Genomic DNA, 24,515 nt, shown 5'->3' on the forward strand with positions numbered 1-24,515 from the left:
CGTTCCAGGCGAAAAGGCCTGAAACGCCGCTACAGTGCCAGGGTTTTACATCAAATTAATGGTATGCACCGCTGCGGTCTCCGCTTCTTCGGCAATTCCGGGTACCTGGCATTCGCTGTCGGCATCGGCAACAGCGGCGCGCCGCAGTCTTCGCAAAACCCGGCGCGAACCAGTCCGCCTTAATTTCGTGACTTCGCCGATCTTGCATTCGGCCAGCACGGTTTCCACATCCTGCGCGGGGCCGGTTTGGATTCATCGTCTTCGCGCCCGAACAGGGGCCAGACAATGCCGTGCACGACGTCATCCTGCCCGCGCTGCGTAAAGGCGACGCGATATCCGTCGGCCGCGCTGCTTCGCCGAATCCGGCGACGATGGCGCGGGCAGCTGGGGGCGGTGGTCCGGAGCGTGTTTTCGAGATAGCCGACGGCGGCGCGAATCGCGTAAGGGGCGCGCACGCGGCGATCGGACTCGCGGCAGTTGACGAAATAGGCATCGGGCAGCAGGGACTCCAACGCGCAGCCCGGCAGCAGGCGCACGCGACAGGTTCAGGGCGGCACTGGGCAATCCAGCGTTCGAGGCAATCGCTGCGCGTCATGCGCTCGGCCGGGTTCTCCAATTTCCTCAGCGGAAAAACGCCTTGCCTGCGGAACCGCGACACCCGCCAGCAGGAAAGCGGTATCGGCGAGCAATGGCGCGGTCTCAGGCATTTTCGCAAAATCGAATCGCGGCGATCTTGGTTTGGCAATGCCCTTCTAAGCTTGACCGACATTTCTATGGACACTCAGAAAAATCACGCGGCATCTGGTCGATGCTATAAAGATAGGGGGATCGCCGCACGCGCGCGCGCTCGGCGAGAACGTGGGCGTGCAGTTGCGGGAGGATGGCCTCGACCGCGTCCTTGGGGATCGGGCCGGATGGCACCGCATAGCGACCAGCCGGGAGGCATGGCCAGGGCAGAATGTCCCCAGCGTGCGCCATTGACCTCGATGACCGTGGACGTGCAGCAGGCTTCCACCAGTTCGATCAGCACATCATGCGCGGCGAGATTGCTCTGAAACGTACGGTCGAGTGCGGACTCCAGTGCGCATCGTTGCCGGCGGCCATCAGCTTGCCGGCCAGTGCGGCGATGCCGGCCTCCCCAAACACGTCCTCGCGCGGCTGCCGGAGGCAACCAGTCCGGTGGAAAGTCCGATCAGTTTCTCGGCGTCGCGGGTGAGGCGGGAGAGGGGATTTGCTGCGTTGGCGTTTCATTGCGTTCAATCGTTGGTGCGAGAGAATAGATTATATCTGTACCGGAAGCGCCGCCCTTTGTGAGAGCGGATGCGAGACGGGCTTGTGTCGTACTTCCAGTCGCCGGCCGGTGATGTCATTTGGGTACCTATTAAACGTGTTTGCCAATGACGAAGGACGTAATGGGCAGGATGCAACGATAGCCTGTCAAGTTGGTAAAATTGTTGCGCGTGAATGTCTGTCATTGGTGACGTGAATACGAGTGACGGCAACTGAGAGGAACCGGATGAAATTATTCGTTCATTGCGCTGGGCGTATTGGGGCTGTTCGCATTGTTCGGCTTGTTCAGCTTCACTTTATCCAGCAGCCATAAGTGGAACGATCCATCGACATCAACGCGCCGATGGAAACCGTCTATCCGCTGGTGTACGACCCGAAAGCGTGGGCACGCTGGAGCGTGTGGAGCCGCCGCGATCCCGCCATGAAATTTACGTATACCGGTGCGCCGGCAGGCGTTGGCGCAAGTGGTCCTGGCAGTCGAAACTGAGGGCGCGGCAGCATGGAATTCACCGGCGCGGAATTCAACAAGAATGTCGCGTACAGGGTCCGTTCGCGGCATTTGACGCCGTCATGTCCGGCCGCCGGAATTTTCTCCCGCGGTCAAAGGTGCGGGTAACGTGGATCGCCACCGGCGACGTGGGCGCCAATCCGCCGATGCGATACTCGCGTTGGCAATGGAAGGCATACAGGGGCCGGACTTTGACGGTGGCCTCACCAATCTCAAACAACTGGCGGAGAAATCGCAATGAACCTGACAAATGGAGCGATCACGATTAGGCCTTTCCTTGCGCGATGGAAACTGCTTGCCGTCCTGATGATGGCCGCATTCCTGGCCGGTTGCGCGGGCACCGGACCGAATAACACCACTGGAGGGCGGATGCCAACCTGATGTTGAAGGGGCACGATCCCGTTGCCTACTACGCTGGGAAAGCACACGCTCGGGAAGGCTGATGTCAAGACCGATCATGACGGTGCGACCTACCGTTTCATGAGCGAAGAAAACAAGGCGATGTTTTTGAAGGAGCCGGCGAAATACGTTCCGCAATATGGCGGCTACTGTTCCAATGGAATTGTGTACGGAATTCCCTGGGGCGGAGATCCCGAAACCTGGAAAATCATCGGCGGGAAGCGCTACATTTTTGGTGGCACAAGCTCGAAGAACTATTTCCTGATGGATGAAAAAGCTAATTCGCGCTGGCGGACCGTTATTGGGCGGATGAAACTGAAGGGCCATAACGCGTTTATCCAACGTTACAAACGCCCGGCCCTTCGCGTGCCGCACTACAAGACCGGGAAGGAGCTGGAAGCGCAATGGCAAAAACAGCAAGCGGCAAAATAAGAAAGTCGGCAACAACTACCGCAGCCAAGGCCCGCAAAGATTCTGCCGCACGGGTAACACGAAGCCGCGCGCAACGAAACCTGTTGTGGCGTCCGCGATCATGCGCGTGCCGCGCTTTCAACGCTGCTGTCGCTCGGCAATGCCGGCGCCGCGAAATTTGCCGCGCGTTTTTTCAAGACCGGCAAGGGGCAATACGGTGAAGGCGACAAATTCCTCGGCATCCGCGTGCCGGTGCTGCGCTCAGTCGCGCGCGATTTTCGCGATGCCGGCCTGGAAGTCGCGTTGCCGCTACTGAAATCGGGCTGGCACGAGGCGCGCGCGGTCGGCTTGATGTTGCTGGTCCAGCTTTATCAGCGAGGGGACGAAAAGACGCAAAAGCGCATTTACGATCTCTATCTCAAAAGCACCAAGCTCATCAACAACTGGGACCTGGTGGACATGTCGGCCGCCCAATTGTCGGCGCGTGGCTCGACGGCAACCGGCGGAGCGCCAGCGCGTGCTGAACCGGCTCGCGAAATCCAAATCGCTATGGGAACGGCGCATTGCGGTACTCGCGACTTTCTACTACATCAAAAAAGGCGAATACAGTGAGACCTTGCGCATCGCGCAATTGCTGCTGAAGGACGAAGAGGATTTGATCCAGAAGGCGGTCGGCTGGATGCTTCGCGAAGTTGGCAAGCGGATTGGCGAGGACAAGGAAGAATCGTTCCTGAAGCGCTACTACCGGCAGATGCCGCGCACCATGCTGCGATATGCGATCGAGCGGTTTGCGGAGCCGAAACGGAAGCGGTATTTGATGGGATTGATATAGAAAAAAGGTTCGCGGCGCAGTTCATCGTGGAACGCCAGTTGACGCGGTGTTGCGGCCATTTATTGTCTGGAAGGCGCGCGGGCGCTAGAGTTTTATTCCTACAGTATTTCCGCCAGGCGGCCCGCCGGCAATATTGCGGGACCGCGCAGCAACTTCCGCATGCGCCATGACACGACGCCAGCGATCACCGCGGTGATCATGAGGATTGCGCCGCTGATCGGAACCATGAAGCGAATGCATATCCCAATCCCGATTGCGACACACGCGAGCACGAGCGCCATCACTTTGACGGAAGTACCTCTGAAGTCCGTTACCTCTGCTGCGTAATTCTTTAGTGCGTAGCCATACAACGCCAGCGCGCATAAGGTCGCCGCCAGGACGGTAGCGGAGAAGCTATCGAGCGAAAGCGAGGATAAGAAGGCAATAATTGCGATGCCAATCACGCAGAAGCCAAGCAAAACAACGCGAATGGCGACGAAAGAAATCAGATAGCGATTCAGGACGCTTGCCGGCCATTTGGGGTCAGCGAAAGCAGGCTCTGCTCCCGCCGCGTGCGCAAGATGATGCTCGGAATAGCCAGTAACGCAAGAAGCACCGCAAAAGGCATGTAAGGCAGGAAAGCTGCCATGCTCGACGACTTTCCAAGAACCGCAAATAGCGGAAGCACCAGGCTTATCGCGCCGCCGAATAAGCACACGTTTGCAAACCCCGCCCAATGCAGACCTGGACCAAAACAGAATGGCATCAGGCGTCGTGGCGTCCCAATCCCGGTGACGGCGCGATCAAAGAAAAAAGTGTTGATTCCTGACTGACGTGAAGACCGCGGCCAATTCAGCTTTGTGCCGGGTTCGCTCAAGGCTGCCGTGGCCGCACGCATATCCGCGTTACGCTTGAAGTACGCGATGGCACGATCACCGCGTTGCCCCGCCAGTATCATCACGGTCAATCCCAACAGGAACGCGGCAACCAGCGCCATACCAAGTGCGTAGTTTGGGCTGGCGCTGAAGCTCCCGGCGTGCAACTTCGCAATCAGCGCAAAACCGGGCACCTGCGCGCCTGCAAAAAGCGTTGCCACGTACGCGAATGAAAGTGCCGAGCCTAGCCATCGGTGGAGAATGGATACTCCTAACAAGCCGATCAGACTTGCCGCTGCTCCCCAAAGCAAGACTGCATGGGTCACTCCCGCTGCGGATACAGGGCGGTTGATCGCGGTCAAGTCGAGTCCCGGCCATCCAAATACCGCGAACATCCCCAAGATGCCACCGACCGCGAATACCATGCGCCGGGCACTATGCGAACGAAGCATCAGGCACAGAGTAGCGATCCATACCAGCGGCAGGATAGCGTGTGCGCCGGCAAAGATCGCAGCCAGCACGGCGCTAAGCCCGGCGAAAACCAGCAGCGTATTCGTGATGACGCGATGCCGGAATCCCGGAACGAGTTGCAGGCAAATTGCACTGGACGCCATCGACGTACGCGAAACATAACTCGTCCACCAAAACAAAACTTGCAAGACAGACGCGATGTTTATCGGCAAGAACGCCAGGTGGGTGTTCTTCTTTTCATATAGAAGTATCAGCACAGATAGCACGCTGCCGACCAAAAAAAGCGTTGTCGATACGAAAATCATGGCTAGACGCTGACGTTGCGTCAATGCGGGCAAAGGCATCATTGCGTGACCTCGATGAACAGATCCTCGAGGCTGACCGGCTCGACGAGAATGCCTTTGTCCCGCCAGGCCTGTAGCTCGGCTGGACTACCCAATTTGTGGCTGACTAGCACCGTGGTGCGCCCGTTTGCATCCGTCGCGCGGGCAAACTCGGCGGCGAAGCGATTTTCGAGCATCACCGCCGGTCCGACCAGCCGGTGCGTTTGCTCCGCCAGCGTATCCAATGGCTGCTGTAACACGATCTTGCCGTTGCGCATGAATGCGACCTCGACTGCCACCCTTTCCAGATCGGAAAGAATGTGTGTTGAAAACAGGACGGTAGTCTCGTTTTCTATCGTCCGCCCGACCAGTTCGCGCAGAAAATCACGGCGCCCGGCCGGATCGAGGCTTGCCACCGGCTCATCCAGCGCAAGCCGAGCGCGCATTCCAGTAGCGTGGTCTTGCCCGCGCCATTTCGGCCAAGTAGCCCAACCACTTTGCCGGCGCCAACCGAGAAATTCAAGCCATCAAGCGCATATTTCTCCGGGAAGCGTTTGAAGACATCATGCATCTCAAGAATTGGCGCGTTCATCGTTTGCCTTTCAGTATCTTTTCAAAAAGAGCCATTGCGGTGACCGGATCGATTTCAAGTTGCGCTGCCTCGGCGGCGGCACGCTCCAGAGTTGGACGCAACAGATCCACGCGTTCGGTTTTTGTCTGCGCGCGCGTATGTTGCGCGGCTACCACCATGCCTACCCCCCGGCGCCGCTCCAGGACACCAGCTGCTTCAAGCTGGCTGTATGCCTTGGAGACCGTCATCGGGTTCACAGCCAGTGCCTGCGCGGTTTCGCGTACCGATGGCAATTCGTCCCCGGCGGCCAATTGGCCGCCCGCTACCAGGCGGCGCACCTGATCGACCAACTGACGGTAGATCGGTTCGCCTGAGCCGGTGGTTACCGAGAATAGTGATGCCGGCGAAGTGGGAGAAGGAGTTGCCATGTTGTGGTGTCAATGTGTATTAGTACAATAATACACAATTGATGGTAATGCAAACTGTTTGCCAAGAAAGGCTTGCAGGGTCATGCGGTGATATGGGTGCTTTATAATCCTCCCAACCTCTCACCGAAAGACGACTGTGAAAACCAAACAATATCTGACCTTCGACGATTGCAAGAAAATCCTCGCTGCGGCCGAGGCGGAAGCCGTGAAAAACAACAGCGGCAGTCTGTATCGCGATTGTCGATGATGGCGGGCACTTGTTGACCTTTCAGCGGCTCGACGGTTGCGCGGCGGCCAGCGTTGCCATTTCCCAGGGCAAAGCGCGCAGTGCCGCGATTCGCCGGCGGCCGACCAAGAATGACGAAGACATGGTCAACAATGGCCGCACGTCGGCCCTGTCGATGCCGGGCATCACCTTTCTCGAAGGTGGCGTGCCCATCATCGTTGGTGGCGAAACCATTGGCGCTGTGGGTGTGTCGGGCGTGAAATCGTCCGAGGACGCGCAGATCGCGCAGGCCGGCATCGACGCAGTCACCGGCTAGACGTTCCGGCATGCGTTGCCCAAGTTGTGCGAGCGGCATGGAGGCCGTTGACCTTACTACTCATATCGGCACGCCGATCACCATCGACGCTTGCTGGCCGTGCCACGTGATCTGGTTCGACCACCTTGAAAGTACGTCGCTGTCGCCAGGTTCGGTGATCGAATTGTTCAAGCGCATTCATGCGGTGCGCGATGTGTCGCGCAATCTGGTGCGTGTGCATACGCAATGCCCGACTTGCAACACGGCGTTGCAGAACACCAGCGATATCGCCAAGGGTGGGCGCTTTGCCTATTCGCGTTGCGGAAACGGTCACGGCCGCCTGATTGCGTTCACCCAGTTCCTGCGGGAGAAGAATTTTATTCGCAGCCTGCAGCCGCACGAGATCAAGTCGCTGTCGGTGAAGGTCAAACAGATTCGCTGCTCGAGTTGCGGCGGGTCGATCAATCTTGAAGCTGACAAGGCCTGCGCATTGCGGCTCCGCCATTGCAGTGCTCGATGAAGCCGCGGTGAAAGGCCCTGGCAACGCTCCAACAAAAGAAACAGATCGGGTGTCCTCGAGTCCGGAACGTATTGCGGCTGCATTGTTGGCGTCGGAGGAAAGTGCCCGCCGCGCGAGGCACATGCCGTCCAGCGCCGGCTCACAGTACGGCGTGCTGGAGGGTGTCCTGGTTGGCGGCGGACTCATCGATCTTGTGCAAATAGGCGTCGGCGCGGCGCTGGCGGCGTGGCTGGATGATTGAATCCAAGGGAATTGCATGAATCTATTTTTTGTGACAGGCACGACAAAGGGCCTGGGTGCTGCGTTGCGCGATGAGCTGGTGCGCGACCCCAATAATCTGGTGATCTGTATATCTCGCGCGCCGGCGACGGATACTGCGCCGATCAACCTGCACGCGGATTTCACCGACATCGCGTCCATCGGGCCTGCATTCTCGGCTTGCGAGGCGTACCTCGAGGGAAGGAACTTTGATCTCGCGGTGCTGTTCAACAATGCCGGCGTGGTCGTCCCGGTCGATACGTTTGACCGGCTTGATCCGATAGATACCGCCGACAACGTGAATATCAACCTGGTCGCGCCGATGGTGCTGACACGGCTGTTCGCCAATGCGACGCGCATGTGCGCAAAGCAAAGGCTGGTGGTGAATATTTCGTCTGGTGCAGCCAAACGCCCGATCGCCGGCTGGTCCGTCTATTGCGCGTCCAAGGCCGGCCTGGAAATGGCGACAAGGGCAGCGGCGAGCGAGGCGGCCACCAGCGATGCCAGCCTGGCAATCTGTTCCCTTGCGCCGGGCGTGGTCGATACGCCCATGCAAGCGCAGGTGCGTAGTGCGACCGAGCGCGAGTTTCCCGACGTGGCGCGCTTCCGTGCCATGAAGGCCGACGGCGTGCTACGGAAGCGGGCGCGGTAGCCCGCGACATGATCAAACTTATCAGGAGGGTAAATTGACCAACGGTGGAAACTTTGACATCCGGGAGCTCTCGCATGACCGACGCGATCGCCGCACGCCGGCCACGAAAGCCTTCCGCCAAACTTCACTACTGCGATCTCGCCGCGTGCGAAGGTATTTGCTGCAGTGATGGCGCGTTTCTGCAGCCGGATGAAGAGCGGCTGATCCACCAGGCTGGTGAAAAAGTATCCCGCGCATTTCAGCCAGCTTCCCAAGCACTACATCATCGATGGCGAGTGGGAAGGCAACACCGGACGCAAAACCGAGACCCATCCTTTTCACTACAAGAGCAAGCCAGATCATTTTGCCAATACCCGCTGCTCATTTACCGAAGCGGATGGTAAGTGCGGACTACAGACGCTCGCCGTCAAATTGGGCAAACACAAATGGGTTTACAAACCGATGGGTTGCTGGCTGTTCCCGCTGGGCGCGGAAAACGGCAAGCTGATCGCGCCGCCGCGTAATCGCCGCGAAGACCCAAACAACCTTGGCAAGCGCTATCCGGGATTCGCCTCTTTCACGCCATGCGGCAAAAATGAGCCCAAAGGCCGTATCTGGTGGATTGCGCTAAAAGAAGAAGTGGAGCACTTCAAGGCAATTGACGATTAGGTTGTCCACGGACGATGCCCCGGACAGGCGCGGCGCGTTCGCCTGTGAATGTCGGACGCAAAACTGATAAGTTAGCGTTATGCGCATTTCCTCTTGATCGCCATGCCTTCTTCAATACCGCCTCCGCCAGGCACGTCCGCGCATTCTGACGCGGTTACAACGTTGACCGCCCTCCTGCAGGCGGCGGAAGGCAAGCTTGCGCGAATCGTCGAGGCGTTCGATCATCTTGAATCCGGCGTCGTGCTATATGGTCCGGATGACCGGCTGGTATTTTGCAACCGACGCTTCCACGAGATCTACTCTGAAGTGGCGGACGTACTGGTGCCGGGGATGGCGTACGTCGATATTGCGCGGGCCTTTTTCCGGAGCGGATTCGAACACCGTTCGCTGCAGGATGAAGAAGCCTACGTCGCGACCCGCGTTGCCAAGCACCTCGATCCCGATGAGGGCGACTATGAATGGTTGCTGGGCGACGACACTTGGCTGCTGGTGTCGGATCGCAAGACCGCCGATGGTGGGGTGGTTGGCTTTCGTCTGGACATCACCGCACGCAAGCGCGCCGAGGAAAGTTGGCGCAAAGCGAGCAGCGTCTTACCGGTTTGCTGGAAATGTCGTCGGACTGGTACTGGGAGCAGGATGAAAACTTCCATTTCAAACATATTTCCGGCGGAATGCCGCGGTCAACCGGGATTGACCCCGCCGAGCGGTACGGAAACCCGCGCTGGGACATCGACTACGTCGGCATCACCAAGGAGCAGATGGACGAGCACCGGCGGCAGGTCGAGGCACACGAGTCGTTCCGCGATTTTCAATACGCCTACACGATGCCCGAGGGCAGAATCTGCTGGGTGAGCGTTTCGGGCGATCCGCAGTTTGACGGCGCCGGCAACTTCAAGGGCTATCGGGGCGTGGGCAGTGACATCACCGAGAAAAAACGCACCGACGCGCAGATTCGTGAACTGGCGGAATATGATTTTCTGACCGGACTGCCGAACCGCATGCTGCTTGCGTCGAGATTCGAGTTCGCCACGCGACAGGCGCAGCGGCATGGCGGCGGCCTCGCGCTGCTGTTCATTGATCTCGATCATTTCAAGAATATCAATGATTCGCTCGGCCATCACGTCGGCGATTTGATTCTGGCGGAAACCGCAAGGCGTCTTGCGGACGCGACCCGCGCGACCGATACCGTCGCTCGCCACGGCGGCGACGAATTCGTGGTGATGCTGTCCGGCGCGACGGAAGCGGCCGCACTTGCGCGCGTTGCCGAGACCATGGTGGAAACCTTGAGTCAGCCGTATACCATCACCGGACGCGAACTGACCATCACGCCCTCGATCGGCATCGCGATCTGGCCGATGGATGGGGAGGATCTGAATACGCTGGTGAAGAATGCCGATCTGGCGATGTACCACTCCAAGTCGCAGGGGCGCAATCAATTCAGTTTTTTTCGGACCGAGATGAACGACAAAGTCACGGAGCGGCTTGCCATCGAAAGCGCACTACGCCGTGCGCTCCAGCGCAATGAATTCACGTTGGTCTATCAACCGATTTTCCGTTTGCCCGAACGCAAATTGAACGGCGTGGAAGCATTACTGCGCTGGAACAGTGAGTCTCTGGGATCGGTGCCGCCGTCGCGATTCATTCCGATTGCCGAAGAAACCGGCCTGATTGTCGCTATCGGCGAATGGGTGATCCGCGAGGCGTGCGCGCAACTCCGGCGCTGGCGCGATGCCGGGCTGGATCATTTTCCGATAACGGTGAACGTATCCGCCGTGCAACTAAAGACTCGGCGCCTGGTCGATATATTGCTGGCGGCAACCGTCCAATTTGAATTGATGCCGTCGGACATTGAGATCGAGTTGACCGAAACCGCGCTGATGAATCAGGGCGATAGCGCGCTGGGCACGCTCGATGAAATGGGCAAGCAGGGTTTCGCCTGGTCATCGATGATTTCGGCACCGGCTATTCCAATCTCGCCTACCTGAAGCGGTTCGATATTTCCAAGCTGAAGATTGACCGCTCTTTCGTGCGCGACATCACCACCGATCTCGACGACGCGGCGATTACGCGGGGTATCATTGGACTGGCGAAGAGTCTGGGGCTGCGGGTGGTCGCGGAGGGAGTCGAATATGACGCGCAACTGGAGCTCCTGATTCAATACGGCTGCGAAGAAGCGCAAGGCTACTTGCTGTCGGAACCGATAGCGCCGCTGTTCTTGCAGGAAAGATTTTGCTGCAGGAAAACCAGGAGTCATCAGAGTGCCCACATACAAGTTGCAGGTGCAGGACGACGACGCGCACACCGATGTCTGGCGCGACGTGAAGAATGAAACCGGTCAGTTGCTGGTGTTCGACAGGAGCCGCCGCGCGTGCCATGCTGGAAGAATTGTTTCCGGTGCTGGTCAAGATGGAGAGCTTCGCCGCCGGGCCCAAACGCACGCGGGTCGTGATCGTGAATCCGTACCAGGACATTGATAAAGAAAAGGAAGACTGACGTGGAATATAGAAGACTCGGGCGCGCGGGATTGAAAGTGTCGGCGCTGTCATTCGGTTCGTGGATTACGTACGGGAATCAGGTGGAAGAGAAGGCGGCGATCGAGCTGATGAGCGCGGCGCGTGATCATGGCGTGAATTTTTTCGACAACGCCGAGGTGTACGCGGCGGGCAAGTCCGAGGAGCTGATGGGTGCCGCGCTGAAGAAGCTCAATTGGGACCGGTTGACCTACATCGTTTCCACCAAGTTCTTCTGGGGCCTGCCCGCGAAGTTCGGTGAAGGCGTCAACGAGAAGAACACGCTCAATCGCAAGTACCTGATGCAGGCCATCGACCATTCCCTGAGGCGGCTGCAACTTGATTACGTGGACCTGGTGTACTGCCATCGACCGGACGCCAATACCCCGCTGGAAGAAATCGTTTATGCGATGCACGACATGATCGTGCAGGGCAAGGCGCTGTACTGGGGCACGTCGGAATGGAGCGCGACGGACATCATGGGCGCCTGGCACATCGCGGACAAGCATCACCTGCACAAGCCGGTGGTCGAGCAACCTCAGTACAACCTGTTTCACCGCAATAAAGTGGAACTGGAATATGCGCGCCTGTACGACGAACTCGGCATCGGCACCACCATTTGGAGCCCGCTGGCTTCAGGCCTGCTCACCGGTAAATACGCCAACGGCATTCCCGCCGATAGCCGCGGCAGTCTGAAAAACATGGGATGGATGCAGGAGCAATTACTCGACACCACGCGCAATGCGATCGTCGGCAAATTGGCTGGCGTGGCGAAAGAGCTCAACTGCAGCACGGCACAATTGGCCATTGCGTGGTGTTTGAAGAATCCACGTGTGTCGAGTGTCATCACCGGCGCCTCGCGCCTCGCGCAGGTGAGCGAAAACATGAAGGCGCTCGAAATTGCATCCAGGCTAACACCGGACGTGATGACTCGCGTGGTGGAGATTGTCGGCAGCAACTACGATTGACGAGATGAGCGGAGCCGTGCGATGGAAATGAAGAAAGTGAATGCCGCCAATCTGAAAGCCATCGGCTACGACGACAAGCGGCGCGTGTTGGTGGTCGAGCAGTCCTCGGGCACCTACGAATACGCCAATGTCTCGTCGGAGGTATGGCGGCGCTTTTCAACGGCCTCGTCGATGGGAAGCTTCTTCAAGGACACGATTGAAGAGGATTACCAGAAGCGGCGGATCAAGTAGCAAAGTCAAGCACTGGTGCGGCTTTCGTGGCAAAAATGCCTGGAAAGGCTCGTCAATACTTGAGTTTTAGCAAATTGTGCTAAGGAAAAGTTCCCGGGCAGCGCCCTTTCGGCTAGCCAGAAAAAATTGACCCATTTTTAATGCGGGCGTTGTTTCGCTTCGATTGGCGTTTAGAGAATCGGTGTATCTTCCGGCCAAAGCGCCAGAGGAATCTCTGCTAATGCAGCACAGTACCTGATCGGACCTTTACAGCCGAGACATCGGCATTGTTGATCGCGCCGGTTGCGTCCAGATCAAACATGAAGCTGTTGCTGTCAAGCGGCGTTTTACCCACGTTGGCTTTCGCCGCGCTAATGTCGGCGGCGTTGATTGAGCGTGAACCATTCACATCGCCAACCATGAAGCCGAGTGCGGCCGAGGCGTTCGTGCTATCGACAGGACCCGACACGCCATTCAGAGTGATCGCGACGCGCTTGTTGTCCGGAATGCCGGTGAGCGTGACGATGATCTCTTTGCCGAATCGTGTCGCGGAAACATTGCCGATCGGTCCGCTTGTATCATTCGCGGTAACGGCGCCAAACGCGCTCAGCTGCACATTGAACTGAAAAACGATCTTGTGTCCGGCGCCAATCGCGCGTGGCTCGAACGTGACCAAACCATCGATCAGTTTCGTTGTGTCGATACGCAAATCAAACGTCCCCGCGCCCGTGTGCGTCTTGCGCGATTGCACCGCGACCAGCATGATTGGCGCCATTGCGGACGGTGTGACGCTGACGCTTGCCGACGGCAGACTGGTCAGGCCGCTGGCATTGGTGGCCGTCACCTGGCAACTGTAAGGCGTGCCATTGGCGAGATTCGTCAGGCTGAAGGGCGATATTTGCGCCGGCACATTCACCGCGCCGCCATTGCAAATAATGTGATAACCGGTGATCGCCGCGCCGCCATTGTTGGCGGGTGCCACAAAGCTGATCGTTGCCTGTGCATCTCCGGGTGCGGCGCTGATACCGGTAGGCGCATCGGGTACGCCCGCTGCTGGCGCCAGGACGAACAAGGTGATGGAATTGGCGGGAAACGTGGCGGTGAAGCCGCTCGCCGCTACGGGCTGATTGGCTAGATGGTCGATGGCCGCCAGATTGGCCTGGCTGTAGCGGTAGACCGACGCATTCGGCTGCGGCGCGAAACCGGCAAGGCCAATCGCGCTCGTCAGGTCAGTTGATGATTTGTTGATAACGATCATTGTCAACGCACCGTCGGCGCTTCTTTGCGCGGCGTAGACAGATAGCGCGCTTTGATCGGCACTAGTTGACCGAACTGCCGTGTCGCCAAATCCATGGCCCGCGCCGTCGTAATTGCGGTAGATGCGAAAGGCGAACGAACCCGGTTGTGTTGAAATCAAATCACCCCACAATGTGGCGAGATCCAATCCTTCACGGCCAAATATTCCCAATACATCGGCCTGGGCCAACGCACCATTGATGCTTTCAAGCCCGCCCCAGTTGTATTCAGAAATCGCGGTTCGTGTTCCTGGATAGTTGTCTGTAACCCACTGTTTCATGCGTGGGATCAGTTTGACGGCCACGCCACCCTGTGCCAGGTCCGAGATCCAGCTTTCATCGATGTAAGTAGGATCCCACAGCGAGCGAGGCGATCGCAAACGCAACGTCTGGGTCGCCGGACTGCCCGTCGTTTGCAGCGATACGCCCGTAGCTGCCGGATAGTAATGAAGATCAAAGTAGTCGAGGATACGCACGGCATGCTGCTGTTCATAGAGCTTCATCTGCTGCAGATACCATGCAACATAAGGAACGCTGCCGTGCGCCAGATAGTCCGTTCCCGCAGGCGAACAGCTATCGGCCGCAGAGTAAATGTAACGGCACCATCCGTCTTCCACCGGGCCAAGCGTCTTCGCTGATGGATCGGCGGCCTTGATCGCCGCGCCGTACTGGAAAGTCCGGTCGCGGATTTCGTCATACGTGAGCGGCTGGGGACGTATGTCGCGGTGCGTGCCGTTCCAGATTCCCGGTTCGTTGTCGAAGTTGTAATACGCGACGCCGCCATTCGCGGCAGTGCCGTACTTGGCGACGAGATGGTTGATCCAGTCCGTGACGAAGCCGGGGCCAACGGCGACGCTGGTGTCGGTTGGGTCGTTGCCAGTAAGCGGGGCAGCGCCATTGGGCGTCATGCCATTGCCGCAATCAGGATCCCATTGGTCAGTGGACTGCTGCGCGCCATATTTCGACACCTTTGAACGCGCAATCGTAGGGATGCCCCGGAGTGCGGCGTTTGGCGACCCAGCCAATGATGGGCACGGTGATCAGTGATTTGGTACCGGTGCGCTTGTCCTGCTCGACGAATTTGTCCGAGGCCGAGCCATCCGGCAGGGCCGCCGGGTTCGGATTGTCGTTGGGGATATTTTCAAAGTACAAGTCGCCGGCGGTGTTGGTGGTGTCGTTCTGCCAGTTGTAGCGCGTCGTCGAATTGCCACCCCAGCGCCGGACCGGCAGTCGCAACTGCGTCGCCAATGCTTCGTCCTGCACCTGGTTGACGCCATAGATGTCGTCGCTGATCCCGTGGCGATCGGCGCTCACGTCGATCGTGAGGGCGGGCCCTGTGCCGGGCGGCAGAGTGGGGCCGGCCACCAGGACGATATCGTCGAGATAGAAGACGGGCTGTGGTGTTCCGCTTGTGTCCTGCCAATAAAGGGTTGTCAGGGCACCGGGACTGCCAAGCGCCGCGAGCGGAATGCTGATCTGCTTCCAGGCGCCGGCTGTTGGTGTGAAGTCGACAGACTGCGCACCATTGGCGACCAATCGCAGTTTCTGATTGCCAGCGCTTCCACCATGGACCCAGAATTGAAGCTGGCTGTAGGAGGACGTACTTACCGGAGCATTTGCGTTGAGATAGAGCGCACCCCACGCGGCGTTTATCGTGACGGCGAGGGATGCCGCGCCCGCGTGAGTGGGAGAGGCGCTTGCAAGGTTGCGTGTTGAATCCCAGGAATAGTCCGACCAACCGGACAGACTGTCGGTGTAAATCTGCAGGTCCGCCGCCGCAACCGTGATGTTGGCGGAAAACAGCCCTGCCAAGATCCATGCCGCCAAATGAGTCCAGATGCGCCGCCGCAGTGTCGTCATTGCTGCTGCCTCAGATGGTGGCGCGCCCGGCGATTCGTAACTCCTCGCACGGGGCACGCTCCGTGAGTTGCGTCTACTTCTTGGGCGTGATGCTGGCGTCTTCAATCAGCAACGGATAGGAGTAGCCGCTGCCAAAATCCTTGTTCAATGCCACCACGCCGGAAATCGTGACCTGGTCGCCGACCTTGGCGGTTTGTTTGCTGGTGATGGTGAGATCGTTATTCGCGGCGTCGCCCGTGCCATCCTGCAGATGAAGGAAATTGCGGCCCATGATGCCGTTGTTGACCTTCACCACCTTGCCTTGTGCGCTAACCGTCTTGCCGGCGAGGGTGGCCTTGTTCTGGTTCAGCGCCGCAACGGTTTGCACTTTCGGGTCCGCAGCGGACGCGTTGAATGCGGTCAACCCGAGGGCGGCAATGAGCGCGGCAAATGCGATGGATAGAATCTTCATGAAAACTCCTGTGAATGGTGGAAGGTCAGTGCGGTAACGTCAGGCGACAGTATATCTTGCGGTGGCGGCGTCGCTCGGGGGAGACATTGTTTGTCGAGCTTCGTCGCCTGGACAAATAGCCGTCATTCGCGCGAAGGCGGGAGTCCAGGCTTTTACAAAGTAGCGTACCTGAGCGAAATTCAATTCGCACGCACGAAAACTACTATCGGTTTCCGGCTCGTCTGGCGCAAAGCCGCGCTTTGCGAAACCCCTGCCTCGCCCTACGTGGGAATGACGTGAAGCTGAGGTGATAAAAGTCTCCCAATGCGCTATTGCCTGACGGCGCGGAACTACCGCCGCATGGCACAACATTCCATGTGGGCGCTAATAAATCTACTGCGGCAGCGGCACGCTCGTCGCGCGCGCCTTCACCGCCGCCACATCCGAGGCGGTGACCACACCGGTCGCATTGAGGTCAAAGACGAAGTTGGCATTGTTGGTTGCCTGACCGGCGCGGGCTTTCACCGCCGAGACATCTTTCGAGGAGACGACACGATCGTTGTTCACGTCGCCGACGAGGAAGCCCATCGAGGCCGAAGCCGTGCCGGAGCCATTGAGCCCGTTGATGGTGACCGTGAGGCGCTTGTTGTCGGCGACGTTGGTCAGCGTCACCACCACATCGCCGCCCACCACCGCTGCGGAGGCGTTGCCCATCGAGATCGCGTTGTTGAGCGCGGTCGCGGCGGCATTGACCGACGTGACGGTGCTGTCGAAATGAAACACCAGCGAATGCCCGCCGCCGATGGCGCGCGGCTCGACGGTGACCGGACCGGTGATGACCTGATTGTGGTCGATGGTCAATTTATAGGTCGTGGCCCCGTGGATTTTTTGCGAGACCACCGACAGTAAATTCAGCACTGCGGGTGAGGCGTTGATCTCCGCGCGAAAGCCATTGCTCAGGCGAAAGCTCAGGCTGGTGATGGTGCCCGTCGCCACCGCATCGCCGACCGACGAGGCGAGGCGGAAGTTGGCCGAAGCCATGTCCGCGGTGCCGTTGTTGATGGTGTCGCGCGGGATGGCGTAGTTGGTGCTGGTCTGGCCGGCGGCCCAAGTGAATGCACTGGAAAACACGCACGCGCCTGCCAAGGTAAATCTCGTCAGACTTCTCATCGCAATCTCCCATCCAGGAATTCGCTATTTGCCGCCAAGCATCGCTTTAATGGCCAGCAATTCGCGCTCGAGTGTCTCCATTCTAATACTATGTCGGGCGAGTTCGCCTGCCTGTGCGGCAATAGTGCGCTGCTGCTTCTGGAATTCATTCAACAGCATCGGCGGCAAGTGCTGGTACATCACCGTCTCGATCTGTCCCTCTGCCGAATGCGCGACCAGCCCTGGATAGACTTCATTTACCTCCTCGGCGATCAGGCCGTATTGCAAGACGCGGCCGGCGGGATTCTGGTCGGATTTGTAGTGGAACGTCACCGGGCGCAGTTTCATGAGCGCGCTGCTGGCGTCGTCCATGTCGGTGATGTCGTCTTTGTAGCGGCGGGACGAGAGGGTTGTGCCAAGTTGGCCGTTGCTGTCGATGGAGACGGCAATGCCCGAGCCCGCGATCGATGTGCCGTAGATGCCGGAAATGAAAGTTCTGAACTGTTGCGCGGACGATCCAATGCGCGTGGTAAAAGTATCGCCCGCGACACCATCATTGCCGATATGGATGTTGAAAAAGCCGGTCGTGAGGTTTACCCCGCGTTGAGCCCGATGGCGATATTATTGACGCCGGTGGTCGTGTTGTAGAGGGCCCGATAACCCATCGCCGTATTGTTGTGGCTGGTGGTGCTATTGAAGAGGGTTTGATATCCGCTGGCGGTATTGGCACGACCGTTTGCGTGGTTGTACATTGCCTGATACCCGCTGACGGTGTTGAGGTCCACATCGGGTGACGCCGTTCCCGTGCCCAAGCCGGGCCCGGTCGCGCTGAACTTGGTGCCAACGGTGTTGCTTGCCGCGCCGATGAGCGTGAAGTCGGTCGTCCCGACAGTCAAAATGGTGTAGTCGACCGTATTGGCAAAGGAGCCTGCGGCGACGACTTTCCCCGCGTTGACCATCGCACTCACACCGCTGACGGTATTGAAGCTGCTGGTGATGCTGTTCTGCATAGCGCCCGCGCCGCTGACGGTGTTGCCGGTGCCGATGGTGTTGCTAAAGAGTGTGTTCCCGCCGTTGGCGGTGTTGACGCCGCCTGTCGTGTTGCTAAGAAGTGCATTCGCACCATTGGCGGTGTTATACGTGCCCGTCGTGTTGCTGAGAAGTGCCTGCACGCCGCTGCCGGTGTTGTTGCCGCCGGACATTGTGAAGTTGCCTGCGCCTTTCGCCGATGAACGTATTTGAAAAACCATAGTAATGCATGAAGCGGGTGCCTGCCTTCATGATGGTCCCTGCGCTCGCGGTTGTGTTACCAGGCAGAATGAGGTTGCCACTGAGCGTGGGTGAACCGCTCCACGCCGGTGCACCTGCCGTGCCGGTGAGCACCTGCCCGGTGGTTCCGCCGGCGGGTGCATTGTCGTCGGCCGCGCAGGACCAGGCGCTGCTGTTCCATTTCGCAATCTGGTTGGTGGCGCAGGCAGTAGTCGGCAGAAGTTGTGTTGCGGCCAGACTGATGGTGCCGCTGCCGGTGATCGGCCCGCCGGTCAGGCCACTGCCGGTGCCGACGGTGGTGACGCTGCCCACGCCCGCGGTCAGCCATTGCAGGTTGCTGCCGTCAGTGCCGAGCACCTTGCCGGCCGCCGCGCCGGAAACCGGCGAAAGCTTCGCCTGCGTGACGGCGTTACTGGCGATCTGTGCCGTGCTGATGGTGCCGGTCAAGTTCGCGGTGGGCAGTGTCGCGGTGGTGATGGTGCCGCTGATTTGCAAGCCCGGCAGGGTTGCCGCGCTATCGAGCGTGGACGCGCGAAACGCGTACGGACTGCTGGCGAGCGGCTGGCGCGGCGTCATCTCGGCATCGGCATTGATCGATACCGTGAGCCAATACGGCACATCAAAAGGCAGCGTGAGCGGTGACGCGGGGACCGAGCCGAGCACGGCATCGAATTTGCCGTTGACGACGTTGACGGAGAGTTGTGTCTCGGTCCAGAGCGCGGCGCCGCCGGTCGCGGCGTTGTACAGGCGGAAAGTCATCACCACTGGGACGTTGATGGCCGTGCCGGCGAGGTCGGTCAGCAAGCCCTGATAGTTGATTGTCTTCGGGGGCGCGGCAAAGACCGCGGGTGACAGCAGCGTGAATCCAGCGAATGCCACGCCGAGAATTTGCTGAAGAACTTTGTTCATGTTGTTGCTCCATTCACGTCTGGCAATACTTGAAACGGTGTTCGGAATCAGGTGAGGGGGCATCCGTGTATCAAGACTCCTCTTCGTCTAAAGAGGGGGGGGGGTTTTTGGACGTGATGTCATTGCGCGCAAACCGGAAGGCCATGCAGATTTGGGGAGCGACCCGTCCTGTCCACCTTTCAGAATACGAACGGACTGATTCCAGCCTTCGCTGGAATGACGGCGCTTTAAGGGGTTTCCGCGCGATATTCAGAACCCCTGCCGCACAATCGCTTTCCGCTGCGTCACACCGCCGATGGTGTACGTCATGACCGCGTTGTTCTGGTCGCCGAAATCGAGCGTCATGGTGCCGGCTTTCGTGACCGAAAATTTCGCCGCGTCGTAACACGCCCAGCCAGGAGGAGCTTGACGTGGAGTAGATATCGCCGGTAAAGCTGGAGCCGCTCCACGTGCCGCCCGGCACCGCGTAGAACACCGTGCGGCCGCTCGCATCGTAGGTGTACCAGACCGGGAACAGCATGCGGCCTTGCTGCGCGATATTCATGCCCCAGCCGTTTTCCTCGGTGCCGGCCCACCACATGTCGTTCACCTGCAATCTTGTTGCGCCGTCGTCGGTCGCAAACGGTTGCCGCACGATCGACTTGCTGCCACTCCACGCCATTGATGGTGTAGCTCAAGGTGGCGGCGCCGCTGCCCGTGTAAGTGATGGTGGCGGTGCCGACCGACGCGCCCGCGTTGAAATTGCTGGCGCGGTAGCTGTTGAAATGCGATGACGTCGGTTGATACAGCGCGCCGGTGTAGGTGTTGTTGGCCGCATTCCAGGTGCCACTCGGCAGTACGTACCAGACCGGCTTGCCGCTGGCATCGTAAGCATAGAGCACCACGAACTGAAGCCGCCCGTGTTGGGTGATGGACACGCCCCAGCCGTTCTCTGCCAATCCTGCCCACCACATGTCGGTGTAATCGCCCGACGCGGCGGCCAGCGGCGTGACCGGCACCACGACCTGCTCAAAGCCGTTGTCGGCGGTGTGCAGATACGTCACCACATAGTTGTGCAGACCTGCCGTGGTGCCGGTGATCGTGCAAGTCGCCACGCCGATATTGGTGGCACCGGGCAGCGGCGTGATGGTGACCGCGCCGCAGCCGGGCAGGGTCGTGCCGTTCTCGTTGAACGTGACTTTGTTGGTAAGCGCGGCGCTGGCGACGGTGGCGCGTAGCACGACGCTGGCGCCCACGGCAGGTTGAAGTGGCGTGGTGCTCACGTCAAGCCAACACTGCCGGTGATGATCAATTGCTGGAGCGAGGCGTTGGCGCCCGGATTGTTGCTATCACCGCTGTAGGTGGCGGAAAAGAACGAGGGGCTCGTGACGATGAGCGGAGCCGGCACCGGACATTTCGCCCGTGCCGATACCATCGGGACTGCCGCGCACAACGTCAACGGGCCGCCACTGGTCGCCATGTTGAAGGTGACGGTTCCGGTGGGCGTGTTGCCCGTTGCCGACGCCGTCAGCACGACAGATGAACGGTAGATCGCCGGGTTGCTCGATGACGTCAGGATTAGCCCGGCGGCTGGCGGGGCGCTGAAACTGGCCGTTACCGATTGGATGGCATTCATAGCGACGCTACAGCCACCAGTCCCGCCGCATGCGCCACCCCAGCCGAGAAAGGTAGATCCGGCATTGGCGCTGGCGGTCAGCGTCACGGTCGTGCCACTGCTGTAGGCCTCGGTACAGTCGCCCGGGCAGACGATGCCGGCCGGACTGGACGTTACACTGCCCGCACCGGTGGACGAAACCGTCAACAGGAAGGTGGCCGGCGGTATGAGGCTGAACGTGGCGGATACCGTGCAGGGTACGGTGATCGCTGCCGTCGTGTAAGTGTTGCCTACCAGCGTGCCGCCGCAGGTGCCTCCCACTGCAGCGGCATAGCCCACCGCCGGCGTGACGGTGAAGTTTGTCGTCGCACCAGATACGATGCTTTGCGGCGTCGCCGGGTTGATGGTGCCGTTGGCGCCGGCCGATGGCGTCACCGTCACGGTCACGGGTGGCGCGGCGGACGCGATTGCAATGCCGAAGGGACCTTGCGTCACCGGCACGGTGGCGATCACGGTTTCCGTACCGGTATCGATGACCGAAACGGTATTGCTGCCCACGTTGCCGACGTAAGCGCGGGTACCCGACGCCTTGAAGGTTACGCTGCGGGGCGAAGAGCCGACCGGAATTGAATGGGTCACGGTGTTGGTCACGGTGTCTACCACCGAGACATTGTCACTACTGCCGTTGGCTGTGTAGACGCGTGCCGGCGGGATTGACCGCGACACCGCTCGTGCCCGCCCAACCGCGACGCTGGTGATAATGGTGTTGGTCGAGGTATCAATCACAAATAATTCGGCGGGGCCGAATTCGTTGGCGACGTAGGCGCGCGTTCCGCTGGGGTTGAATGCGACCCCGAACGAGCCGGGGCCGCCGGTGAGACCGATCGAGCCCGTCACGGTATTGGTGGTGGTGTCGATGATCGTGACCGAATTGATCCCGGGATTGGTCACAAACAGCCGCGTGCCCGCGGGGTTAATGGCGATAACGTAGGCCCGTGAAAGCGGCACCGTGCTGATGACGCCATTGGTGGAGGTGTCAATGACCGAGACAGGTTGGATATCAGGTTCGCCACATAGACGCGCGTGCCAGCGGGATTGACAGCCACGCCAGCGGTCCAGATCCAACGCGATCGTTGCGACAACTGTATTGGTGGCGAGGTTGATGACGGATACCGTATTGGGGGTGGAATTGGCGACATAGGCGCGTGACCCGTTCGGGAGGATACCGATGCCGAAGGGCGCTCCACCAACGGGAATGGTGGTGACCACCGCATTCGTGGCGGTATCGAGAACGGAAACAATGCTGCCGTTTTGGCCCGTGATATAGGCAAACGGTTGCGATTGTGCAGACCCGACTGCGGCGAGCATCAATAGCGATGCGATGACAGCCCACAGGGACTTCACGATCGTGCGCGGAATTGACATTTTTTCCTCCATCTAAAGAAGTTGCGTGCTATTTAGGTCAGGTGCGGTTGAGAGGCTGTGTGCTGGTGATTTATTCACGATATCCTTAAACACGAGTACTGGCGCGGCACTTAACGGCATTTCGGCTGGAACGCCTCGCCAGTTCTGGTGTTTTTGTTTGGTTGGTCGTCTATTTCCTGTACATCCACATCCTGCCGCCCGCGTGATCGGATTCGCACTTACAGATAGCCACGGTTGTCAGCACACCGCCAAAACGAAGGTAAGTATTTGATTTTTCCTGTGACCGCGATCACGGTATCCCCAGTCTGTGCAGTGCTCGAACACGTTTGTCCTCGATGCGATTTCGCGTCAGCGCGACCCAGGAAGCTCGCGTAACTCCGGCAAGAATGGGCCTTTGCACAATTCACGCATGCGGTTTGCGGCGGCATCGCGATCAGGTCCGTTCAAGGGCGGCTGCAACGGCATCAGCAAGGATTCGAAGAGAGCTTCCAGCTCCAGGCTGTCGACACGCGCGGCGTCGGCATTGATGCGCAGCTCATCACCATGCCGCCGCAAAATCGTGTTGCCGCCGCAGGTGCGCTTCAGTCTTGCCAGCGTGGTATCGAGCGATTGGCGCGCGCGCGCGGATTCGGCCAGCGGCCAGAATTCGGTGGATGCGCGTTCAACGGCGAAGCCCGCGCCGCCTGCGGCAATCACCCGCAGCAGCAGCTCGATCGGTCGCGTGAGGCGCGAGGGGGCGGTCTCTATTTCGCTGCCGTCGACCCACAGACGAAAGCCACCGAGGCATTCGATGATGACTGGCACGGGTGCTGATTGCGGAGCGTTTGATTGCCCTGCCGTGTAGGCTTCCACGCGGGAATTAGCAAGATCGATCATGCCGCCCATGTTGGGGCGGGCCATCCGCGCCGGGTACTTACAACTGACTTACAACAGGGCTAGTCCGAGGCGGGGACCGAACGATCGGCGCGAAGTTTATCGGCAAGGGTGCGCAAATTTGCGGACGGCTCCAGCCCCAGCTGAACTTCGAGCGTGCGCACGTAGCGCGCATAGATCTGCAATGCGTCGACGACCCTGCCCGCGCGCGCGTAATGCCGCATTAGCGCCTCGTACGCATCCTCGGCGAGGGGATCGCGTTCGGCGATGAAGTGCAGGATATCGGCGGCCCGATCCGTGTTGCCGACCGCCGATGCGTCTGTTGCGCCGTACCCAGCGATGGGAGTCAGTTGAGCAACTTCGTGCATGAGTGCGCTGAGCTTGCGCCACAGGCGATCACAAACAAGTCTGTCAGGTGTTGCCCGCGACGTGCCAGAAAGTGCCCGCGATGTTCGGCAACGAGTTCTACCAGTACCTTTGCGTGGTTTATTTCGCCGTGGGCATCGCGTTCAAGCAGGTGAGAGGCGTGCATCGAGGAGCTGAAGGCATCAACCACACCTCCGCATGGTTCAGCGTGAGCGCGCGATCAGCCAGCAGGATCGACGTATCCGAACCCGGCTGCTTGCGGGCGGTGGGCGTGTTATCGAACACTTGTTGCGACCTTGCCGGCCGTCCTGACCATATTTTTGAGACCAACGTCGACGGGCACATTTTCACCGCCAGCGAGCGCGACGAGGGCTTGCAGCAGTTGCATGCCCTTTTGCTGCCCGCGCGCGGCGACCATTCCCCGTCACGCGCAACAATTTCGAAACGTCCCAACGTATACAGGCGCACCGGCCACGGCGCCAGTTGTTGATGGCCGTTGACGGTGGTGACAGCCCGCCGGCGGCGTATCACGTCGCAAACAAACTCGGTTTCAATTTCCGCCCGGAGTGCAGCGGCGCAAAGTTCCTGCGTGAGCGAATTGGCATGACGCAGGAACAGTAGGAAGCGGTGCTCCCGCGCCATCGCCATCGCCTTGGTCAGCGCGGCGACCCGGATTGATGCGCGGATCACGCAGCGCGCGCAATGCTTCGATGCTTTTAGGAATATCGCAAACGATTTCGCTATCGCCGGTAAAGTTGGGCCGGAACCGTTCGCGGAAACGGCGAGCGCCCGCCTCGAAAATCGCCGCGCTGCGCGCCGCCGCCGGCCTCGATCATGAAACTTGCAGGATGCCGATTGGCAACCCCATCAAAACAATTATCGCAGCGCCCTCGCTTGCCGCCGTGACGGCATGAAGCGCATCGCCGCGCAACAGTGCGATGCGGCCCGTGAAAATATGGTGGGCGAATTTG

The 24,515-nt window shown here is 59.4% G+C and carries 26 protein-coding genes and 4 pseudogenes; 13 read left to right on the plus strand and 17 right to left on the minus strand.

Annotated features, from left to right (window positions below; translation table 11 throughout):
- Positions 1-179: 179 nt before the first annotated feature.
- Both IPP88_03980 and IPP88_03985 read right to left on the minus strand, forming a co-directional pair.
- Positions 180-536, minus strand: coding sequence for a DUF2863 family protein (locus IPP88_03980; GenBank protein ID MBL0121906.1), 357 nt, complete (start codon positions 534-536; stop codon positions 180-182).
- 275 nt (positions 537-811) lie between these two features.
- Positions 812-1,171: a DUF2863 family protein gene (locus IPP88_03985; protein MBL0121907.1), complete on the minus strand. Its 360-nt coding sequence runs from the start codon at positions 1,169-1,171 to the stop codon at positions 812-814.
- Positions 1,172-1,603: 432 nt separating this feature from the next.
- Here IPP88_03985 and IPP88_03990 point away from each other — a divergent pair, with 432 nt between their 5' ends.
- The 4 genes and pseudogenes from IPP88_03990 (at position 1,604) to IPP88_04005 (ending at position 3,440) form a co-directional block, all read left to right on the plus strand.
- Complete coding sequence (locus IPP88_03990) at positions 1,604-1,777, plus strand: hypothetical protein (protein MBL0121908.1); 174 nt, start codon at positions 1,604-1,606, stop codon at positions 1,775-1,777.
- Positions 1,778-2,035: 258 nt separating this feature from the next.
- Positions 2,036-2,179 (plus strand): hypothetical protein, encoded by a 144-nt coding sequence (locus IPP88_03995; protein MBL0121909.1) that lies wholly within the window; start codon positions 2,036-2,038, stop codon positions 2,177-2,179.
- Positions 2,180-2,200: 21 nt separating this feature from the next.
- A complete protein-coding gene (locus tag IPP88_04000; GenBank protein ID MBL0121910.1) occupies positions 2,201-2,629 on the plus strand; it encodes a YHS domain-containing protein in 429 nt (142 codons plus the stop codon).
- A gap of 123 nt (positions 2,630-2,752) precedes the next feature.
- A pseudogene (locus IPP88_04005) lies at positions 2,753-3,440 on the plus strand (DNA alkylation repair protein).
- 98 nt (positions 3,441-3,538) lie between these two features.
- Here the strand turns inward: IPP88_04005 and IPP88_04010 are convergent.
- The 4 genes and pseudogenes from IPP88_04010 to IPP88_04025 form a co-directional block, all read right to left on the minus strand.
- Positions 3,539-3,883 (minus strand): hypothetical protein, encoded by a 345-nt coding sequence (locus IPP88_04010; GenBank protein MBL0121911.1) that lies wholly within the window; start codon positions 3,881-3,883, stop codon positions 3,539-3,541.
- 53 nt (positions 3,884-3,936) lie between these two features.
- Positions 3,937-5,112, minus strand: a complete 1,176-nt coding sequence (locus IPP88_04015; protein MBL0121912.1) for a hypothetical protein — start codon at positions 5,110-5,112, stop codon at positions 3,937-3,939.
- A pseudogene (locus tag IPP88_04020) lies at positions 5,109-5,680 on the minus strand (ATP-binding cassette domain-containing protein). The gene IPP88_04015 and the pseudogene IPP88_04020 overlap by 4 nt, the downstream one beginning before the upstream one ends.
- A complete protein-coding gene (locus IPP88_04025; protein ID MBL0121913.1) occupies positions 5,677-6,087 on the minus strand; it encodes a GntR family transcriptional regulator in 411 nt (136 codons plus the stop codon). The pseudogene IPP88_04020 and the gene IPP88_04025 overlap by 4 nt, the downstream one beginning before the upstream one ends.
- 136 nt (positions 6,088-6,223) lie before the next feature.
- On the opposite strand from IPP88_04025, the pseudogene IPP88_04030 reads away from it, so the two are divergent.
- The 9 genes and pseudogenes from IPP88_04030 (at position 6,224) to IPP88_04070 (ending at position 12,395) form a co-directional block, all read left to right on the plus strand.
- Positions 6,224-6,629: pseudogene (locus IPP88_04030) on the plus strand (heme-binding protein).
- Positions 6,630-6,666: 37 nt separating this feature from the next.
- Positions 6,667-7,128 carry a hypothetical protein gene (locus IPP88_04035; GenBank protein MBL0121914.1) on the plus strand — a complete coding sequence of 154 codons (462 nt, stop codon included), beginning with the start codon at positions 6,667-6,669 and terminating at the stop codon, positions 7,126-7,128.
- 256 nt (positions 7,129-7,384) lie between these two features.
- On the plus strand, positions 7,385-8,038 hold the full coding sequence (locus IPP88_04040) for an SDR family NAD(P)-dependent oxidoreductase (GenBank protein ID MBL0121915.1): 654 nt from the start codon (positions 7,385-7,387) through the stop codon (positions 8,036-8,038).
- Positions 8,039-8,254: 216 nt separating this feature from the next.
- On the plus strand, positions 8,255-8,686 hold the full coding sequence (locus IPP88_04045) for a hypothetical protein (protein MBL0121916.1): 432 nt from the start codon (positions 8,255-8,257) through the stop codon (positions 8,684-8,686).
- A 608-nt stretch (positions 8,687-9,294) separates the two neighbouring features.
- Positions 9,295-10,671 carry a diguanylate cyclase gene (locus tag IPP88_04050; protein MBL0121917.1) on the plus strand — a complete coding sequence of 459 codons (1,377 nt, stop codon included), beginning with the start codon at positions 9,295-9,297 and terminating at the stop codon, positions 10,669-10,671.
- Positions 10,623-11,015 carry an EAL domain-containing protein gene (locus IPP88_04055; GenBank protein MBL0121918.1) on the plus strand — a complete coding sequence of 131 codons (393 nt, stop codon included), beginning with the start codon at positions 10,623-10,625 and terminating at the stop codon, positions 11,013-11,015. The genes IPP88_04050 and IPP88_04055 overlap by 49 nt, the downstream gene beginning before the upstream one ends.
- Positions 11,012-11,179 carry a hypothetical protein gene (locus IPP88_04060; protein MBL0121919.1) on the plus strand — a complete coding sequence of 56 codons (168 nt, stop codon included), beginning with the start codon at positions 11,012-11,014 and terminating at the stop codon, positions 11,177-11,179. Before IPP88_04055 ends, IPP88_04060 begins: the two co-directional genes overlap by 4 nt.
- A 1-nt stretch (position 11,180) precedes the next feature.
- A complete protein-coding gene (locus IPP88_04065; protein MBL0121920.1) occupies positions 11,181-12,164 on the plus strand; it encodes an aldo/keto reductase in 984 nt (327 codons plus the stop codon).
- Between the two features lie 21 nt (positions 12,165-12,185).
- Positions 12,186-12,395, plus strand: coding sequence for a KTSC domain-containing protein (locus IPP88_04070; GenBank protein MBL0121921.1), 210 nt, complete (start codon positions 12,186-12,188; stop codon positions 12,393-12,395).
- Positions 12,396-13,434: 1,039 nt separating this feature from the next.
- On the opposite strand, the pseudogene IPP88_04075 reads toward IPP88_04070, so the two are convergent.
- The 11 genes and pseudogenes from IPP88_04075 to IPP88_04125 all read right to left on the minus strand — a co-directional run bounded on the left by IPP88_04075 (position 13,435) and on the right by IPP88_04125 (position 24,234).
- Positions 13,435-14,989 (minus strand): annotated as a pseudogene (locus tag IPP88_04075) (glycoside hydrolase family 44 protein).
- A gap of 613 nt (positions 14,990-15,602) precedes the next feature.
- Positions 15,603-15,980: a hypothetical protein gene (locus IPP88_04080; protein ID MBL0121922.1), complete on the minus strand. Its 378-nt coding sequence runs from the start codon at positions 15,978-15,980 to the stop codon at positions 15,603-15,605.
- A gap of 372 nt (positions 15,981-16,352) precedes the next feature.
- On the minus strand, positions 16,353-17,129 hold the full coding sequence (locus IPP88_04085; protein ID MBL0121923.1) for a hypothetical protein: 777 nt from the start codon (positions 17,127-17,129) through the stop codon (positions 16,353-16,355).
- A gap of 24 nt (positions 17,130-17,153) precedes the next feature.
- Positions 17,154-17,480: a tail fiber domain-containing protein gene (locus IPP88_04090; GenBank protein MBL0121924.1), complete on the minus strand. Its 327-nt coding sequence runs from the start codon at positions 17,478-17,480 to the stop codon at positions 17,154-17,156.
- Between the two features lie 221 nt (positions 17,481-17,701).
- Complete coding sequence (locus tag IPP88_04095) at positions 17,702-18,310, minus strand: hypothetical protein (protein ID MBL0121925.1); 609 nt, start codon at positions 18,308-18,310, stop codon at positions 17,702-17,704.
- Positions 18,243-19,286, minus strand: coding sequence for a hypothetical protein (locus tag IPP88_04100; protein MBL0121926.1), 1,044 nt, complete (start codon positions 19,284-19,286; stop codon positions 18,243-18,245). The genes IPP88_04095 and IPP88_04100 overlap by 68 nt, the downstream gene beginning before the upstream one ends.
- Positions 19,287-19,627: 341 nt before the next feature.
- Positions 19,628-20,548 (minus strand): hypothetical protein, encoded by a 921-nt coding sequence (locus tag IPP88_04105; GenBank protein MBL0121927.1) that lies wholly within the window; start codon positions 20,546-20,548, stop codon positions 19,628-19,630.
- On the minus strand, positions 20,545-22,305 hold the full coding sequence (locus tag IPP88_04110; GenBank protein MBL0121928.1) for a YncE family protein: 1,761 nt from the start codon (positions 22,303-22,305) through the stop codon (positions 20,545-20,547). The genes IPP88_04105 and IPP88_04110 overlap by 4 nt, the downstream gene beginning before the upstream one ends.
- A gap of 348 nt (positions 22,306-22,653) precedes the next feature.
- Positions 22,654-23,205 carry a hypothetical protein gene (locus IPP88_04115; GenBank protein MBL0121929.1) on the minus strand — a complete coding sequence of 184 codons (552 nt, stop codon included), beginning with the start codon at positions 23,203-23,205 and terminating at the stop codon, positions 22,654-22,656.
- A gap of 35 nt (positions 23,206-23,240) precedes the next feature.
- Positions 23,241-23,546 carry a hypothetical protein gene (locus tag IPP88_04120; GenBank protein ID MBL0121930.1) on the minus strand — a complete coding sequence of 102 codons (306 nt, stop codon included), beginning with the start codon at positions 23,544-23,546 and terminating at the stop codon, positions 23,241-23,243.
- Between the two features lie 118 nt (positions 23,547-23,664).
- Positions 23,665-24,234, minus strand: a complete 570-nt coding sequence (locus IPP88_04125; protein ID MBL0121931.1) for a hypothetical protein — start codon at positions 24,232-24,234, stop codon at positions 23,665-23,667.
- Between the last annotated feature and the right edge of the window lie 281 nt (positions 24,235-24,515).

Source organism: Betaproteobacteria bacterium, from assembly GCA_016720925.1.
GTDB lineage: Bacteria > Pseudomonadota > Gammaproteobacteria > Burkholderiales > Usitatibacteraceae > UKL13-2.